General features: G+C 68.0%; 12 protein-coding genes. 8 read left to right on the forward strand and 4 right to left on the reverse strand.

Translation table 11 applies throughout. The features are described from left to right. Window positions 1-191: 191 nt before the first annotated feature. On the reverse strand, window positions 192-2,474 hold the full coding sequence (locus tag GCU53_RS07480) for a TonB-dependent receptor (protein WP_152387062.1): 2,283 nt from the start codon (window positions 2,472-2,474) through the stop codon (window positions 192-194). A gap of 180 nt (window positions 2,475-2,654) precedes the next feature. Here GCU53_RS07480 and GCU53_RS07485 point away from each other — a divergent pair, with 180 nt between their 5' ends. From GCU53_RS07485 to GCU53_RS07510, 6 genes are all read left to right on the forward strand, one after another. Next, window positions 2,655-3,335: a Fe2+-dependent dioxygenase gene (locus GCU53_RS07485; RefSeq protein ID WP_152387063.1), complete on the forward strand. Its 681-nt coding sequence runs from the start codon at window positions 2,655-2,657 to the stop codon at window positions 3,333-3,335. 10 nt (window positions 3,336-3,345) lie between these two features. Then, window positions 3,346-3,999, forward strand: a complete 654-nt coding sequence (locus tag GCU53_RS07490; protein ID WP_152387064.1) for a tetratricopeptide repeat protein — start codon at window positions 3,346-3,348, stop codon at window positions 3,997-3,999. A 193-nt stretch (window positions 4,000-4,192) separates the two neighbouring features. Beyond that, window positions 4,193-4,792 (forward strand): PepSY-associated TM helix domain-containing protein, encoded by a 600-nt coding sequence (locus GCU53_RS07495; RefSeq protein ID WP_152387065.1) that lies wholly within the window; start codon window positions 4,193-4,195, stop codon window positions 4,790-4,792. 12 nt (window positions 4,793-4,804) lie between these two features. Further along, window positions 4,805-5,317: a DUF2271 domain-containing protein gene (locus tag GCU53_RS07500; RefSeq protein ID WP_167520045.1), complete on the forward strand. Its 513-nt coding sequence runs from the start codon at window positions 4,805-4,807 to the stop codon at window positions 5,315-5,317. 15 nt (window positions 5,318-5,332) lie between these two features. Beyond that, window positions 5,333-6,271 (forward strand): DUF4198 domain-containing protein, encoded by a 939-nt coding sequence (locus tag GCU53_RS07505; RefSeq protein ID WP_152387067.1) that lies wholly within the window; start codon window positions 5,333-5,335, stop codon window positions 6,269-6,271. A gap of 122 nt (window positions 6,272-6,393) precedes the next feature. Next, window positions 6,394-7,932, forward strand: coding sequence for a sulfite reductase subunit alpha (locus GCU53_RS07510; protein ID WP_152387068.1), 1,539 nt, complete (start codon window positions 6,394-6,396; stop codon window positions 7,930-7,932). Between the two features lie 50 nt (window positions 7,933-7,982). Here the strand turns inward: GCU53_RS07510 and GCU53_RS07515 are convergent, their stop codons facing one another. Both GCU53_RS07515 and GCU53_RS07520 read right to left on the reverse strand, forming a co-directional pair. Then, complete coding sequence (locus GCU53_RS07515) at window positions 7,983-9,089, reverse strand: alpha-hydroxy acid oxidase (protein ID WP_152387069.1); 1,107 nt, start codon at window positions 9,087-9,089, stop codon at window positions 7,983-7,985. 74 nt (window positions 9,090-9,163) lie between these two features. After that, window positions 9,164-10,327 carry a type III PLP-dependent enzyme gene (locus GCU53_RS07520; protein ID WP_152387070.1) on the reverse strand — a complete coding sequence of 388 codons (1,164 nt, stop codon included), beginning with the start codon at window positions 10,325-10,327 and terminating at the stop codon, window positions 9,164-9,166. Window positions 10,328-10,857: 530 nt separating this feature from the next. On the opposite strand from GCU53_RS07520, the gene GCU53_RS07525 reads away from it, so the two are divergent. Both GCU53_RS07525 and GCU53_RS07530 read left to right on the forward strand, forming a co-directional pair. Next, window positions 10,858-12,441, forward strand: coding sequence for a peptide chain release factor 3 (locus tag GCU53_RS07525; protein WP_152387071.1), 1,584 nt, complete (start codon window positions 10,858-10,860; stop codon window positions 12,439-12,441). 158 nt (window positions 12,442-12,599) lie between these two features. Next, entirely contained in the window at window positions 12,600-13,352 is a 753-nt protein-coding gene (locus GCU53_RS07530; protein WP_152387072.1) for an SDR family NAD(P)-dependent oxidoreductase, read from the forward strand. 2 nt (window positions 13,353-13,354) lie between these two features. Here the strand turns inward: GCU53_RS07530 and GCU53_RS07535 are convergent, their stop codons facing one another. Continuing rightward, window positions 13,355-15,136: a PTS fructose-like transporter subunit IIB gene (locus GCU53_RS07535; RefSeq protein WP_152387073.1), complete on the reverse strand. Its 1,782-nt coding sequence runs from the start codon at window positions 15,134-15,136 to the stop codon at window positions 13,355-13,357. Window positions 15,137-15,143: the final 7 nt, after the last annotated feature.

Consider the following 15,143-nt stretch of genomic DNA (forward strand, 5'->3'; position numbering starts at 1 on the left):
ATGCCGCCTGGCGGCACGGTTGGAATCGAAACGCGGTCGCCCGCCACACTACACCGCCCATGCTGGTGCGAAACAATTCTATTCGAGAACGTTTTTCAACAAACCTGTTTTTTACCCAACCTTTACCCCCTGCGATACAGCACAAACGCAAAGGCCGCCCGCAGGCGGCCTTCGGCGGCTTCGCAGCCTTCTCAGAAATGCAGGTTGGTGGCCAGCAGCACGGTGCGCCCCGGCGCCACGTGGGCCATGTGAGTCGGGTAGACCTGGTCGAAGTAGCGCTTGTCGGTCAGGTTCTGCACGTTCAGCTGCAGGTCGAGGTTCTTGCTCACCTTCAGGTTGGCCATGGCATCGTAGCGCCAGTAGCTGGACACGCGCGCCGTGTTGGCCGCATCGCCGTAGCGCGAATCCATGTAGTTGGCGCCGCCGCCGACGGTCAGGAAGGGGAACAGCTGATAGGTGTTCCACAGGCTGAAGCTGTTTTCCGGGGTGCTGGGGTTCTCGTTGCCGTCGTTGGCGCCGTCGACGCGCACGACTGCCGAACTCGGGTCGATGTCCACCACGCCGCCGTTGACGATCTCGCTGTCCAGGTAGGTGTAGTTGGCGAAGATCTGCCATTCGCGGGTGATACGGCCGCTGACGCCCAGCTCGAAGCCCTTGATCTCCACCTCACCCATGTTCTGCGTCCGGCCGTCCTGATCGGAAACCCGCGCATTGCTCTTCTTGGTCTTGAAGATCGCCGAGTCCAGCGCCAGGCGGCCGTCGAAGAACTCCCACTTGGTGCCCAGCTCGATGTTGCGGTTGCGTTCCGGCTCGAGGTCCTGGGTGTTGACCCCGATGCTGTCGGCGCCTTCGCCGGAGGTTTCGCCGACCGGGTTGCGCGAGGTCGACCAGGCCACGTAGATGCTGCCGTTGGGCAGCGGGTTGTAGACCACGCCCAGCTGGTGGCTCCAGAAGTTGTTGTTGTCCTCGTACTTGAAATTGCCCACGGTGTTGCTGTAGCCCGAGGACGTGGTCTCGAAGTCGTCGTAGCGCAGGCCGAGATTCAGCGACCACTTGTCGTTGAACTTGAGGGTGTCGAACAGGTAGGCGGACTTGGTCTGGGTATCGGTGTCGGTATAGGCCAGACCATCCTTGTAGTAACCGGCCCAATCGTCCTTGTAGGTCGGGTTGTCCAGGGCGGTGCAGTTGCCCGAGGCCTGCGAGGCGGCGTTACAGCTGGCAGTGGTGGAGATGGCGGCGCCGCTTGCGGTGTAGAAGGCGTAGGGGCGGTTGTGCACGTCCTGGTCGGTGATCTCGATGCCGCCCACCATGGTGTGCTCGATGAAGCCGGTGTTGAACTTCGCCTGGATGTCGGTCTGGTTCACCCAGCCTTCCGAGGTGGAGTTGCGGCTCTTCGGCGAGCGCCACACCAGGCCGCGGCGGATGTTGTTCCGGGAATCGTCCGGGTTGGTGGCGATGTAGTCGAGGGTGGTGCGCACCTGGCGGAAGGAGTTGGAGATCGTCACGTTCTCGTTGATATCGTGCTCGATCTTGAAGGTACCCGAGTCGGTGGTGCTTTCCCGGTAGTCGCGGCCGGTCAGACCGTAGAAGGCATCCTTGTCGCCCACCGGACGGCGCTTCACGCCGATGCCGGACGGGCTCAGCGGAATGCCGTAGTCCGGCATGTCGTCGGCTTCCAGGTGGTAGTAGGAGAAGGTCGCGCGGGTCGGGGTGTCGAAGCCGAAGGTGATGGTCGGCGCGAAGCCCCAGCGACTGACGTCCACCCCTTCGCGGCCGGCGACGTTCGCGTCGTGCTTCATCAGGTTCAGGCGGAAGCCGACCTGGTCGGTCAGCATCCGGTTGAGGTCCAGGGTCGAGCGGCGGGTCTGGTCCGAGCCGAAGGTCTGGCTGAGGTCGAGGAAGTTGTTGCGCTTGGCGGTCTTGGTGATCATGTTGATGCTGCCGCCGGTCGAGCCCGCGCCGGTGTACGCCGAGCCCGGGCCCTTGCTCACCTCGATCTGCTCGATGTTGAAGATCTCGCGGGTCTGCGAGGCGACGTCGCGCAGGCCGTCGATGAAGGTGTCGCTCTCGGCGTTGAAGTCGCGGATGATCGGCCGGTCGCCCGCCGGGTTGCCGCCCTCGCCGGCGCCGAAGGTGATGCCCGAGGTGGTGCGCAGGGCGTCGACCAGGGTCAGGGCGCCGGTGTCCTCGATGACCTGCTGGGAAATGATGGTGACCGACTTGGGCGTCTCGCGCAGCGGCGCGGTGAACTTCTTCGAGGCCGACTCGACCTTGTAGTCGCCCTCCTGCTCCCCGACCACGGTGTCGGATTCCAGCGACAGCACCGCCTTCTTCTCCGCATCCTTGCGAGCGGTTTCCTTCTGTGCCGCCTCCTCGGCACGCAACCCACCGACCGCGGTCACCGCGGTGACGACTCCCAAGGCAGAAGCCAGCACGCACGGCTTGGCGGTCGGACGCTCGTTGATACGCGACATTTCGATTTTCCCCCACGATGGAACGAATGGCGCGCACTCTAAACAAGAATGATTATCACAAGCAATTCATACATATTTACATACGCTAGTAATTATTTTTTTGAGCCTGGCGCCATTTACCGACCAAATCAAAGCAAATACTATTTGAGATAGATTCTCGATTAACAGGAGCCAGCCATCATGCTGCTACACATTCCCGGGGTATTTTCCCGCGACGAGGTCCGGCGCATTCGCCAGGCACTGGAGCAGGCGCAGTGGCTCGACGGCAAGGCGACCGCGGGCTACCAGTCGGCGCGCACCAAGCACAATCTGCAACTGGCCGAGGACGACCCGCTGGCCCTGGAGATCGCCACCGCCATGCTCGAGCGTCTCTGGCAGAACCCGCAGTTCATGTCCGCCGCGCTGCCGCACAAGGTTTATCCGCCGCTGTTCAACTGCTACACCGACGGCGGCACCTTCGGCTTCCACATCGACAACGCCGTGCGCCAGGTACGCGGCTCCGCCGAGCGGGTGCGCACCGACCTCTCCTCCACGCTGTTCTTCAGCGACCCGGACGAGTACGACGGCGGCGAGCTGGTGATCCAGGACACCTACGGCGTGCAGCGGGTCAAGCTGCCGGCCGGCGATCTGGTGCTCTACCCGGCCACCAGCATCCACCAGGTCACGCCGGTCACCCGCGGGGCACGCTATGCCTCCTTCTTCTGGACCCAGAGCCTGGTCCGCGAGGACTCCCAGCGCAGCCTGCTGTACGAGATGGACCAGGCGATCCAGAGCCTGTCGCGCGACGTGCCGGACCACCCGGCGCTGGTCCAGCTGACCGGCAACTACCACAACCTGCTGCGCCGCTGGGGCGAGGTGTGAACGCACGACCATGAGCTTCATCCTGCACCGCACCGAAAAGCCCGACCTCGCGCAGTTGGGACAGCGCCTGGCCGAGGACCCGCGCCAGGCCGCCCGCTGGGTTCTCGCCGCGGCGAGCGCCGGCGAACTGGAGGCCCAGGCCCTGCTCGGCCAACTGCTGCTCGACGGCCTGGGCATCCAGCGCGATGCGGCGCTGGCCCGCGACTGGTTCGAGATCGCCGCTCGGCACGGCCATGCGATGGCCAGCAACATGCTGGGCCGCTGCTGCGAACTGGGCTGGGGCGGCCCCGTCGACGAGGCGGCCGCCGCCCGCCATTACCGCACGGCAGCCGAGCACGGCCTCGACTGGGGTATGTACAACTACGCCAACCTGCTCGCCACCGGCCGTGGAGTCGCACGCAACGAGGAACAGGCCTTCGCCTGGTACCGGCGCTCCGCCGAAGCCGGCGACTTCCGCGGCCAGTTCAGCTACGCCACGGTGCTGATGAGCCTGGGCCGCTGGGACGAGGCCCGGCACTGGCTGCGCGAAGCCCTCGCCCTCGGCCATCTGAAATTCCTGCGCAAGACCCGCGACGAACTGCGGCAGGCCGCCATCGCGGAAGTCGCCGACATTGCCGAAGCCTATGCCCGGCGCTGCGCCGAGCTGGAGGCGGCGACGTCCTGAGGGAAAGGCCAGCGCCCGCGACGGAGCCTGCGTTCCGGAAGCTGCGCGCAGCCCCCTGCCGCAGCGCCGATGGATAAGGCTCCGTCACCCCGCAAACGCGAACGTATATTATTGGTAAATTTTTCGCATACATCGCGAAGCCCTCCTAGAATCCCCGCCCAGACTTCCACTCCTCTCCGTACAGAGCCTCTGCATGCCCCGTCCCCTCTGGCTCGGCACCCTCCGTCAATGGCACTGGATCAGCTCCGCCCTCTGTCTGGCCGGCATGCTGCTGTTCGCCATCACCGGCCTCACCCTCAACCACGCCGCGCAGATCGAGAGCACGCCGCGGGTGGAAAGCCGCAGCGCCCGGCTGCCCGAGGCCCTGCTTGCCACATTGCGGGCCGAGCCCCCTGGGGCCGGTCTGCCGGCCGGACTGCAACGCTGGCTGGAAGAGGAGCTGGACATCCGCCTGGCCGGGCGCGAGGCCGAGTGGACGGAGGACGAACTGTACGTCGGCCTGCCCCGTCCGGGCGGCGATGCCTGGCTGAGCCTCGACCTGAAGTCGGGCGAGCTGGAGTACGAGGACACCGATCGCGGCTGGATCGCCTACCTCAACGACCTGCACAAGGGCCGTCACACCGGCACTGCCTGGAGCTGGTTCATCGACCTCTTCGCCGGGGTCTGCGTGGTCTTCAGCCTCACCGGCCTTGTGCTCCTGCAACGCCAGGCCGCCGTCCGGCCGACCACCTGGCCACTGACGGGCCTCGGCCTGCTGCTGCCGCTGCTGATCGCCCTGCTGTTCATCCATTGAAGGAGCCTGCCCATGCGTAAACGCCTGCTGTTGCCCCTCTGCTCGCTGCTCGCCGCCCCGGCCTTCGCCGCCGGACTGCAGGTCGGCGTGGAAATCCCTCGCCTCGAGGTCGCCGAGTACCACCGCCCCTACGTCGCCATCTGGCTGGAGAAGCCCGACCAGCAGCACGTCGCCGACCTGGCGGTCTGGTACGACCTGAAGATGAAGGACAAGGAAGGCGAGAAGTGGCTCAAGGACCTGCGCCAGTGGTGGCGCCGCAGCGGCCGCGGCCTCGAGCTGCCGGTCGATGGCGTCAGCGGCGCGACCCGCGCGGTCGGCACCCACAGCCTGAGCTTCGCCGGCGACAGCGCCCAGCTCAAGGACCTGCCGGCCGGCGAGTACAGTCTGGTGGTCGAGGCGGCGCGCGAGGTCGGCGGCCGCGAGCTGCTGCGCGTCCCCTTCGCCTGGCCGCCCCGCCAGGCCGAACAGCACCAGGCCCAGGGCAAGAGCGAGCTGGGCGCCGTCACCCTCCAGCTGACCCCATGATCCAAGGGAACCGCCATGAAACCGATGTTCAAATGGACCGCCCTGGCCCTCGCCGTCTGCCTGCCGCTGTCCGCCCAGGCCCACCGCGCCTGGATGCTGCCCTCCGCCACCGTGCTGTCCGGCGAGGATCCTTGGGTCACCGTTGACGCCGCGGTGTCCAACGACCTGTTCTACTTCGAGCACTTCCCGCTGCAGCTGGAAGGCATCGGCAAGCCGCAGCAAGTGTCGCCCCGCGCTCCGGCGCCGCAGGGCGGCCCCGATGGCAAGCCTGCCGCGCAGGCCGGCCAGCCCGCGCCCGGCGGCCAGCCACCGATGCGCCGCCCGGCCAACAAGTTGCTGGTGCTGGCCCCCGACGGCAGCGAGGTGAAGGCCGAGAATGGCAGCCTCGGCCGCTACCGCAGCACCTTCGACGTGCACCTGACCCAGAAGGGCACCTACAAGCTGGCGGTGGCCAATAGCGGCCTGATGGCCAGCTGGAAGGAAGGCGAGGAGCGCCGCCGCTGGATGGGCAAGGCCGAGGACCTGGCCAAGGGCGTGCCGGCCAAGGCCGAGGACCTGAAGGTGGTGCAGACCAGCAACCGCATGGAGGTCTTCGTCACCTCCGGCAAACCCACCGACACCGTGCTCAAGCCCACCAACCAGGGCCTGGAGCTGGTGCCGGTCACCCATCCCAACGATCTGGTCGCCGGTGAGGCGGCCGAGTTCGCCTTCCTGATCGACGGCAAGCCGGCCAAGGACCTGGAGATCACCGTGATCCCCGGCGGCAACCGCTACCGCGACGACACCGGCGAGATCAAGGCGAAGACCGATGCACAGGGCAAGGTCGCCATCACCTGGCCGAGCGCCGGCATGTACTGGCTGGAAGCCGAGCTGACCAGCAAGGACGGCGTCGCCAAGCCGGCCAGCGAGCGCCGCGCGGTGTACAGCGCGACCCTGGAAGTGCTGAACCCCTGAGCCACCCCCGCCGGATCGTGTAGGGCGGGTGAAACCCGCCGATTCCGGTGCGAACCCAGGCCATTTCCGGCGGGTTGCACCCGCCCTACCGCTCCGCCCTCATCGCCACGGAGCCCACGACTTTGAAGCCGCTCCTCGCGCTCGCCTGCCTGGCACTCGCCGCCCTGCTGCTCTGGCTGCAACCCCCTCGCGAACTCTCCGCCCTGCTGGCCGTCCTCGCCTGGCTGGGCATCTGCCTGCACGCCTGGCGGCAATGGCGGACCGGACGCAGCGATGCGCTCCGCGGCAACGGCCTGCCGGTCGCCTACGCCAGCCAGGGCGGTCAGGCCCGGACCATCGCCGAGCGCAGTGCCGCCCAGCTGCGCGGCGCCGGCCTGCCCGCCCAGGCCCTGCCGCTGGAGGCGCTCGACCTGCGCCAGCTGCCACAACCCGCACGCCTGCTGCTGGTGGCCAGCACTTACGGCGACGGCGAGGCGCCCGACCATGCCGCACGCTTCGAGCGCCAGCTGCTCGGCCAGCACCTCGACCTGCGTCCGCTGGAATATGCCGTACTGGGCCTCGGCGATCTCCAGTACCCGCGGTTCTGCGCCTTCGCCCGTCGTCTCGACCGGCGCCTGCGCGAGCTGGGCGCTACGCCGCTGTTCGACCGCCTGGAAGCCGATCGCGCCGATCCGGCAGTGCTGCGCCGCTGGCAGCAGCAGCTCGGCCAGCTCGCCGACAATGCCCCGTTCAGCGACTGGCAGGCGGTCGACTACCAGCCCTGGACGCTGAGCCGGCGCCAGTGCCTCAACCCCGGCAGCCGGGGCGCGCCGGTGTTCCACCTGCAGCTGCGCCCGGATGCCGCCGCCGACTGGCAGGCCGGCGACATCGCCGAGATCGGCCCCTGTCAGCCGCCCGAACGGGTCGCCGTCCTGCTCGCGCGCCTCGGCCTGGCGGGCGAGGCGCTGCAGGACGACGGCCACATGCTCGCCTGGCACCTGGCCCGCCGCCAGCTGCCGGACGATATCCAGGGACTGATCGGGCTGTCCGCCGCGCAACTGCTGGAGCAGCTGCCACGACTGCCGCACCGCGAATACTCCATCGCCTCGCTGCCCGGCGACGGCCACCTCGAGCTGCTGGTCAGGGAGATGCGGCACCCCGACGATCGTCCCGGCCTCGGCTCCGGCTGGCTGTGTCGCCATGCCGCTCCCGGCGAAACCATCGACCTGCGCGTGCGCGCCAACCCGGGCTTTCGCCTGCCCGCCGACTGCGGCCCGCTGATCCTGATCGGCAACGGCACCGGTCTGGCCAGCCTGCGCGCCCACCTGCGTGAGCGCGCGCGCCTGGGCCGGCACGGCCATTGGCTGCTGTACGGCGAACGCAACGCCGTCCACGACCGCGTCTTCGCCGCGGAACTGGAGGCCTGGCAGCACGACGGCCATCTGGCGCGCCTGGATCTGGCCTTCTCCCGCGACCAGGCCGAGCCGGTCTACGTCCAGCACCTGCTGCGCGAGGCCGCCGACGAGCTGCGCGCCTGGCTGGCCCGCGGCGCCAGCCTGCTGGTCTGCGGCAGCCTGCAGGGCATGGGCCACGAGGTGGACGCCCTGCTCCACGGCCTGCTCGGCAGCGCCGAGGTGGAGCGGCTGCGCGAGGCCGGGCGCTACCGCCGCGATCTCTACTGAGCGTCCCAGGGCCTCTCTCCGCAAGCCGCGTGGAGTAGTGTTAACAGGCCCTAACGCCAGAGCAGCCCGGGGCCGATGTCGGCCAGGGTCCGGCAGCCGGTCAGGGCCATGGCCACCTCCAGCTCGGCGCGCAGCAGCTGCACCACGTGGCAGACGCCCGGCGCGCCCGCCGCGGCCAGGCCGAAGACATAGGGGCGTCCCACCAGCACCGCACTGGCGCCCAGGGCCAGGGCCTTGAACACGTCGGTGCCGCGGCGGATGCCGCCATCCAGCAGCAGCGGAACCCGGCCCTCGACGGCCCGGGCGATTTCCTCCACGACCTCGATGGTCGCCGGCTGGGTGTCCAGGGTGCGCCCGCCGTGGTTGGAGACGATGATCCCGTCGATGCCCTCGGCCAGCGCGCGACGGGCGTCCTCGGGGTGCATCACGCCCTTGACCAGCACCGGCAGGCGGGTCAGCGAGCGCAGCCAGGCGAGATCCCGCCAGGTCGGCGCAGCGGCCAGCAGCGGGCCGCCGAACAGCGGGCTGTCGCCGATCCGGCTGGTGGCCGGCGGCAGCGTGCGCATGCCGCGCAGGTTGACCGCCTCGATGCCCGCGGGCAGCACGAAGCCGGCGCGCTGCTCGCGGTTGCGCAGGCCGTTGACCGGCGCATCCACGGTCACCACCAGCGCCTGGTAGCCGGCCGCCTCGGCGCGCCGAACCAGTTCGCGGGTGAATTCGCGGTCGGGCTGCACGTAGAGCTGGAACCACAGCGGCGTCTGCGCCTGGCGGGCGATGTCCTCCAGCGCCACGCTGGCCTGGGTGCTGACTACCATGCCGGCGCGCACCGCCGAAGCCGCCAGCACCGTGGCCAGCTCGCCGTCCGGGTGGAGCAGCTTCTGGTAAGCCACCGGTGCCAGCAGGATCGGCTGCTCCAGGCGCTGGCCGAACAGCTCCAGGCGGGTATGGCCGTCCGTCAGCTCCGGCAGCGCCCGGCTGCGCAGGCGCAGGCGCTGGAAGGCCGCGCAGTTGGCGCGCAGGGTCAGCTCGTCCGCCGCACCGCCGGCCATGTAGGCCCAGGCCTGCTCGCTCATCCGCTCGCGGGCGAAGGGCTCGTAGTCGGCGACCGCGGCGATGCTCGCGGGAATCTGCTGCAGCTTGGGCAGGGGCTGGTGCATGGCGTCCGCTCCTCGGGGATTCGCAATGAAAAACGCCGCGACAGGCGCGGCGTTTTCTCGCTGGCAGGCAGAGCCTACAGGTAGAAGGCCTTCAGCGGCGGGAAGCCGTTGAACTCCACGGCGCTGTAGCTGGTGGTGTAGGCGCCGGTGGACAGCCAGTAGATCCGGTCGCCGCTGGCCAGGTTGAGCGGCAGGCCGTACTTGTAGTTCTCGTACATGATGTCGGCGCTGTCGCAGGTCGGACCGGCGATCACCACTTCCTCCATCTCGCCCTTCTTCTCGGTCCAGATCGGGTACTTGATGGCCTCGTCCATGGTCTCGATCAGCCCGGAGAACTTGCCCACGTCGGTGTACACCCAGCGCTCCACGGCAGTGCGCGACTTGCGCGACACCAGCACCACTTCGCTGACCAGGATGCCGGCGTTGGCGATCAGCGAGCGGCCCGGCTCGAGGATGATCTCCGGCAGCTCGTCTCCGAAGTCTTCCTTGAGGAAGCGGATGATCTCCTCGGCGTAGGTCTCCAGGCTGTTGGTCTTGGTGATGTAGTTGGCCGGGAAGCCGCCGCCCATGTTGATCATCTTCAGCTGGATGCCGTCCTCTTCCTTGAGGCGCTCGAAGATCACCTTGACCTTGGCGATCACCGCGTCCCAGACGTCGATGTCGCGCTGCTGGCTGCCGACGTGGAAGGACACGCCGTAGGGCACCAGGCCCAGTTCGCGGGCGAGGATCAACAGGTCCAGGGCCATGTCCGGCTGGCAGCCGAACTTGCGCGACAGCGGCCAGTCGGCGGTGGTGGAACCCTCGGAGAGGATGCGCACGTAGATCCGCGAGCCCGGCGCGGCCTTGGCGATGTTGCGCAGGTCGGCCTCGGAGTCGGTGGCGAACAGGCGCACGCCCTTCTCGTAGAAGTAGCGGATGTCGCGGGACTTCTTGATGGTGTTGCCGTAGCTGATGCGCTCGGCACCGACGCTCTCGGCCAGCACCTTGTCCAGCTCGTAGATCGAGGCGATGTCGAAGTTCGAGCCCTTGTCGCGCAGCAGACGGATGATCTCCGCCGCCGGGTTGGCCTTCACCGCGTAGTAGATGCGGGCGAAGGGGAAGCAGTTGCCCAGTTCGTCGTAGGCGTTGGCGATGGTCTCGGTGTCGATGACGACGAAGGGCGTTTCCTGCTTGTCGGCAAAGGCCTTCATGCGCTGGAAAGTGGCAGGCGGATAGTAGTCTTCGATCTTGATCGACATGCAAGAACTCCAAATGGCAAAACGCGGACAGGGTTGAAAAGGGGTTGATTCGCGAACGCCTGATCAGTTTCCCCACTTTGGTTCGCCTACTTCCCAAGGCATGTCGCCGAAAGCAAAAAGGCCAACCGGGTACAGGGGTTGACCTTGCTGTCTCGTCGTCAGTACTTGAGCCGGATGGATCGTTTCCAGCATGGACGTTCGGCCGCGAACTTTAGGACCATGGGGGGGCAAGATCAACCCTAAATTTTCCCGCTTTCCGCCGCCTCGCCAGTCCATTCCGCAAACGTCCAGTATCGACAACGCAAACATTCAAGATGTCGAACAGCCTGGCGACCGGAAAGGCGTGCGGCAGCAGGCGACGGGCGCGCTCGCCACCTGTCCCGACAGACCGGCGCGGGCGCGGGACGTTCCCCGTCGCCCGGCCCCTTGCCGATGTCCGAGCGGGCTGGCCGGCCTTCCGTTTCAGGTATAATTCCGCGCTTTTCCGGGCCCCTTCCGCCCGCAACCGCATTTCTCCCAGGCACGAATCCATGACCATCCAGGCCGCCGAAGTCGCGAAGCGCCGCACCTTCGCCATCATCTCTCACCCCGACGCGGGCAAGACCACCATCACCGAGAAGCTGCTGCTGATGGGCCAGGCGATCGCCGTGGCCGGCACCGTGAAGTCGCGCAAGTCCGACCGCCACGCCACTTCCGACTGGATGGAGATGGAGAAGCAGCGCGGCATCTCCATCACCACCTCGGTGATGCAGTTCCCCTATCGCGAACACATGATCAACCTGCTCGACACCCCCGGCCACGAGGACTTCTCGGAAGACACCTACCGCACCCTGACCGCGGTGGACTCGGCGCTGATGGTGCTCGACGGCGGCAAGGGCGTGGAGCCGCGGACCATCGCGCTGATGGACGTCTGCCGGCTGCGCGACACGCCGATCGTCAGCTTCATCAACAAGCTCGACCGCGACATCCGGGACCCCATCGAGCTGCTCGACGAGATCGAGGCGGTGCTCAGAATCAAGGCCGCGCCGATCACCTGGCCGATCGGCTCCTACAAGGACTTCAAGGGCGTCTACCACCTCTCCGATGACCGCATCTACGTCTACACGCCGGGCCACGGCCACGAGCGCATCGAGACCAAGGTGATCGAGAAGCTCGACTCCGACGAGGCCCGCGCCCACCTGGGCGACCTCTACGACGGCTTCGTCGAGCAGCTGGAGCTGGTTCAGGGCGCCTGCCACGCATTCGACAAGCAGGCCTTCCTCAAGGGCGAGATGACTCCGGTGTTCTTCGGCACCGCACTGGGCAACTTCGGCGTCGACCAGGTGCTCGACTGCATCGTCGACTGGGCGCCGCAGCCGCTGTCGCGCGCCGCCCACGAGCGGGTGGTGGAGCCGACCGAGGAGAAGTTCACCGGCTTCGTGTTCAAGATCCAGGCGAATATGGACCCGAAGCACCGCGACCGCATCGCCTTCATGCGCATCTGCTCCGGCAGGTACGAGAAGGGCATGAAGATGCGCCATGTGCGGCTCAAGAAGGACCTGAAGATCGCCGACGCCCTGACCTTCTTCTCCAGCGAGCGCGAGCAGCTGGAGGAGGCCTGGGCCGGCGACATCATCGGCCTGCACAACCACGGCACCATCCAGATCGGCGACACCTTCAGCGAGGGCGAAACCCTCGGCTTCACCGGCATCCCGCACTTCGCGCCGGAGCTGTTCCGCCGCGTGCGCCTGAAGGACCCGCTGAAATCCAAGCAGTTGCGCCAGGGCCTGCAGGAGCTGGCCGAGGAAGGCGCGACCCAGGTGTTCTTCCCCGAGCGCAGCAACGACATCATCCTCGGCGCGGTCGGCGTGCTGCAGTTCGACGTGGTGGCCAGCCGGCTGAAGGAGGAATACAAGGTCGAGTGCGCCTACGAGGCGATCAACGTCTGGTCGGCGCGCTGGATCGAGTGCGACGACAAGAAAAAGCTCGAGGACTTCAAGGTCAAGGCCTTCGAGAACATCGCCATCGACGGCGGCGGCCACCTCACCTACCTGGCGCCGACCCGGGTCAACCTGGGTCTGATGGAAGAGCGCTGGCCGGAAGTGAAATTCCGCGCCACCCGCGAGCATCACTGAAACCCCTGTGCAGGAGCCGGCCCGCCGGCTCCTCCTCCGCACCTCCCTCCCCTTCCCCGCACAACGGCTGCCAGGCCTTGTCAAACCGCTCTGGCATGCTACTTCTACGCCCTCGCGTTCGCCCCGGCGAGCCAATCCCTCACTCAAGGAGCAAGTCCATGGACCTTCAATTGCAGAATCGAAACGTGCTGGTCACCGGCGGCACCCGCGGCATCGGCCGCGCCATCGTCGAAGGCTTTCTGCGCGAAGGCGCGCGCGTGGCCTTCTGTGCCCGCGACCCGCAGGGCGTGGCGCAGGCCGAACGGGAGCTCGGCGAACGCGCGTTCGGCCAGGCCGTCGACGTCACCGACAGCGCGGCGCTGGAGCAATGGGTGAAAGACGCGGCGGCGCGCCTGGGCGGAATCGATATCGTCGTGCCCAATGTCAGCGCCCTGGCCGGTGGGCAGAGCCTGTCGGCCTGGCGGCAGGCCTTCGAGACCGACCTGCTCGGCACCGTCGGCCTGGTCAACGCCGCCCTGCCCTGGCTCCAGCAGGCCGAGGCGGGGGCGATCGTCATCATCTCCAGCGTCTCCGGCCGGCAGATCGACCTCTTCGCGGAACCCTACGGCGCGCTCAAGGCGGCGCTGATCCACTACGGCAAGGGCCTGGCCCTGCGCCTGGCCGAGCAGCGCATCCGGGTCAACGTGGTTTCGCCGGGCAACGTCTATTTCGAGGACGGCGTCTGGGGCCAGATCGAGCGCGAGCAGCCGGAACTCTTCGCCAAGTGTCTGGCGATGAACCCCATGGGCCGCATGGCGCGGCCCGAGGAAGTGGCCAACGCCACGCTGTTTCTGGCCAGTGCGGCCGCCAGCTTCACCACCGGCACCAGCCTGCTGGTCGACGGCGGCCTGACCCAGGCAGTCCAGTACTGAGCTCAGGCGTGCCGGCCCGACGGCCGCTCGGCGAGCTGTCCGCCGGCGGCCGGCGCCTGCTCCGTCACGGCCGCCAGCTCGGCGGTCTCGCCGCGCTTGAGCACGGCATACAGCACCCCGGTCAGCAGGCTGCCGGCGATGATCGCCAGCAGGTACAGGAGCGCGTGGTTGATCGCGTTGGGAATCAGCAGCACGAACAGCCCGCCGTGGGGCGCCATCAGCTTGCAGCCGAAGAACATCGACAGCGCGCCGGTCAGGGCGCCGCCGGCGATGCTCGCCGGGATCACCCGCAGCGGGTCCTTGGCGGCGAAGGGGATCGCCCCCTCGGAGATGAAGCACAGCCCCAGCACGCCGGCAGCCTTGCCGGCCTCGCGCTCGCTCTGGGCGAACTTGTAGCGGGCCAGCAGGGTGGCGATGGCCATGCCCAGCGGCGGCACCATGCCGGCAGCCATGGTCGCCGCCATCGGCGCGTAGGTCTGCGAGGCCAGGAGCCCGACCGAGAAGGCATAGGCCGCCTTGTTGACCGGCCCGCCCAGATCGACGCACATCATGCCGCCGAGCAGCAGCCCGAGCAGCACGGCGTTGGTGCTGCCCATGCCGTTGAGGAAAGCGGTCAGCCCGGCGAGCATGCCGGCCACCGGCGTGCCGACCACGTAGATCATCGCCAGGCCGGTGAACAGGCTCGACAGCAGCGGGATCAGCAGGATCGGCTTGAGCGACTCCAGGCTCTGCGGCAGGCGCAGCCAGCGGCTGAGGGCGAGGGAGCAATAGCCGGCGAGAAAGCCGGCGACGATGCCGCCGATGAAGCCCGCGCCCAGCTCGCCGGCCAGGAGGCCGCCGATCATCCCTGGCGCCAGGCCGGGCCGGTCGGCGATGGAATAGGCGATGTAGCCGGCCAGCACCGGCACCATCAGCTTGAACGCGGCATCGCCGCCGATCTGCATCAGCGCCGCGGCCAGGCTGCCCTCCTCCTTGAACGCCTCGATGCCGAAGACGAACGACAGGGCGATCAACAGGCCGCCGGCCACCACCATCGGCAGCATGTAGGACACCCCGGTCAGCAGGTGCTTGTAGGGGCCGCTCCTGGTCGCCGCCTTGCCGGGCGCGGCGGCGGGGCTGGCGGCGGCCTGCGGCACCGCCTCCTCCAAGGCGCGGCGCAGGGTCTGGTGCGGCTGCTTGAGGGCCACGCCGGTGCCGCAGCGGTAGATCTTCTTGCCGGCGAAGCGGCTGGTGTCCACCTCGATGTCGGCGGCCAGCAGCACCACGTCGGCGGCGGCGATGGCCGCCTCGTCGAGCAGGTTGCGCGCGCCCACCGAACCGCGGGTTTCCACCTGCAGCGCGTAGCCGAGCTGCCTGGCAGCCTGCTGCAGGGCCTCGGCGGCCATGAAGGTGTGGGCCACCCCGGTCGGGCAGGCGGTCACCGCCACCAGCCGCGGCTGCGCCGAGGAGGCTGCCGGCACGGCCGCCTGCGGCTGGAGCACCTCGGCGCGCTCGGCGGCCTCTTCGAGAAAGCGTTGCGGGTCCTGCAGCGCATCGGCCGGAGTGGACTGCACTAGGCGCTTGCCGACGAAGCGGTCGAGCGCCAGCTCGCCGGTCTTGACCACCACCACCAGGTCGGCGGCGGCGATGTCCTCCTCGGAAAGCGGCGAGCCGATCGCCCTGGGGTCATGCACCTCGACGCGGGTGGTCCAGCCCAGGCGCAGGGCGGCCGCCTCCAGCAGGCGTGCACAGAGCACGCTGGTGACCATGCCGCTCGGGCAGGCAGTGACGATCAGCAGATTCATGAAAAAG

The sequence above is a fragment of the Azotobacter salinestris genome, from assembly GCF_009363155.1.
In the GTDB taxonomy this organism is placed as follows: domain Bacteria; phylum Pseudomonadota; class Gammaproteobacteria; order Pseudomonadales; family Pseudomonadaceae; genus Azotobacter; species Azotobacter salinestris.

What these genes read in the sequence shown, in the direction of transcription:
- GCU53_RS07480 (WP_152387062.1), bottom strand. Translation starts at nt 2,474, where the DNA reads ATGTCGCGTATCAACGAGCGTCCGACCGCCAAGCCGTGCGTGCTGGCT.
- GCU53_RS07485 (WP_152387063.1), top strand. Translation starts at nt 2,655, where the DNA reads ATGCTGCTACACATTCCCGGGGTATTTTCCCGCGACGAGGTCCGGCGC.
- GCU53_RS07490 (WP_152387064.1), top strand. Translation starts at nt 3,346, where the DNA reads ATGAGCTTCATCCTGCACCGCACCGAAAAGCCCGACCTCGCGCAGTTG.
- GCU53_RS07495 (WP_152387065.1), top strand. Translation starts at nt 4,193, where the DNA reads ATGCCCCGTCCCCTCTGGCTCGGCACCCTCCGTCAATGGCACTGGATC.
- GCU53_RS07500 (WP_167520045.1), top strand. Translation starts at nt 4,805, where the DNA reads ATGCGTAAACGCCTGCTGTTGCCCCTCTGCTCGCTGCTCGCCGCCCCG.
- GCU53_RS07505 (WP_152387067.1), top strand. Translation starts at nt 5,333, where the DNA reads ATGAAACCGATGTTCAAATGGACCGCCCTGGCCCTCGCCGTCTGCCTG.
- GCU53_RS07515 (WP_152387069.1), bottom strand. Translation starts at nt 9,089, where the DNA reads ATGCACCAGCCCCTGCCCAAGCTGCAGCAGATTCCCGCGAGCATCGCC.
- GCU53_RS07520 (WP_152387070.1), bottom strand. Translation starts at nt 10,327, where the DNA reads ATGTCGATCAAGATCGAAGACTACTATCCGCCTGCCACTTTCCAGCGC.
- GCU53_RS07525 (WP_152387071.1), top strand. Translation starts at nt 10,858, where the DNA reads ATGACCATCCAGGCCGCCGAAGTCGCGAAGCGCCGCACCTTCGCCATC.
- GCU53_RS07530 (WP_152387072.1), top strand. Translation starts at nt 12,600, where the DNA reads ATGGACCTTCAATTGCAGAATCGAAACGTGCTGGTCACCGGCGGCACC.
- GCU53_RS07535 (WP_152387073.1), bottom strand. Translation starts at nt 15,136, where the DNA reads ATGAATCTGCTGATCGTCACTGCCTGCCCGAGCGGCATGGTCACCAGC.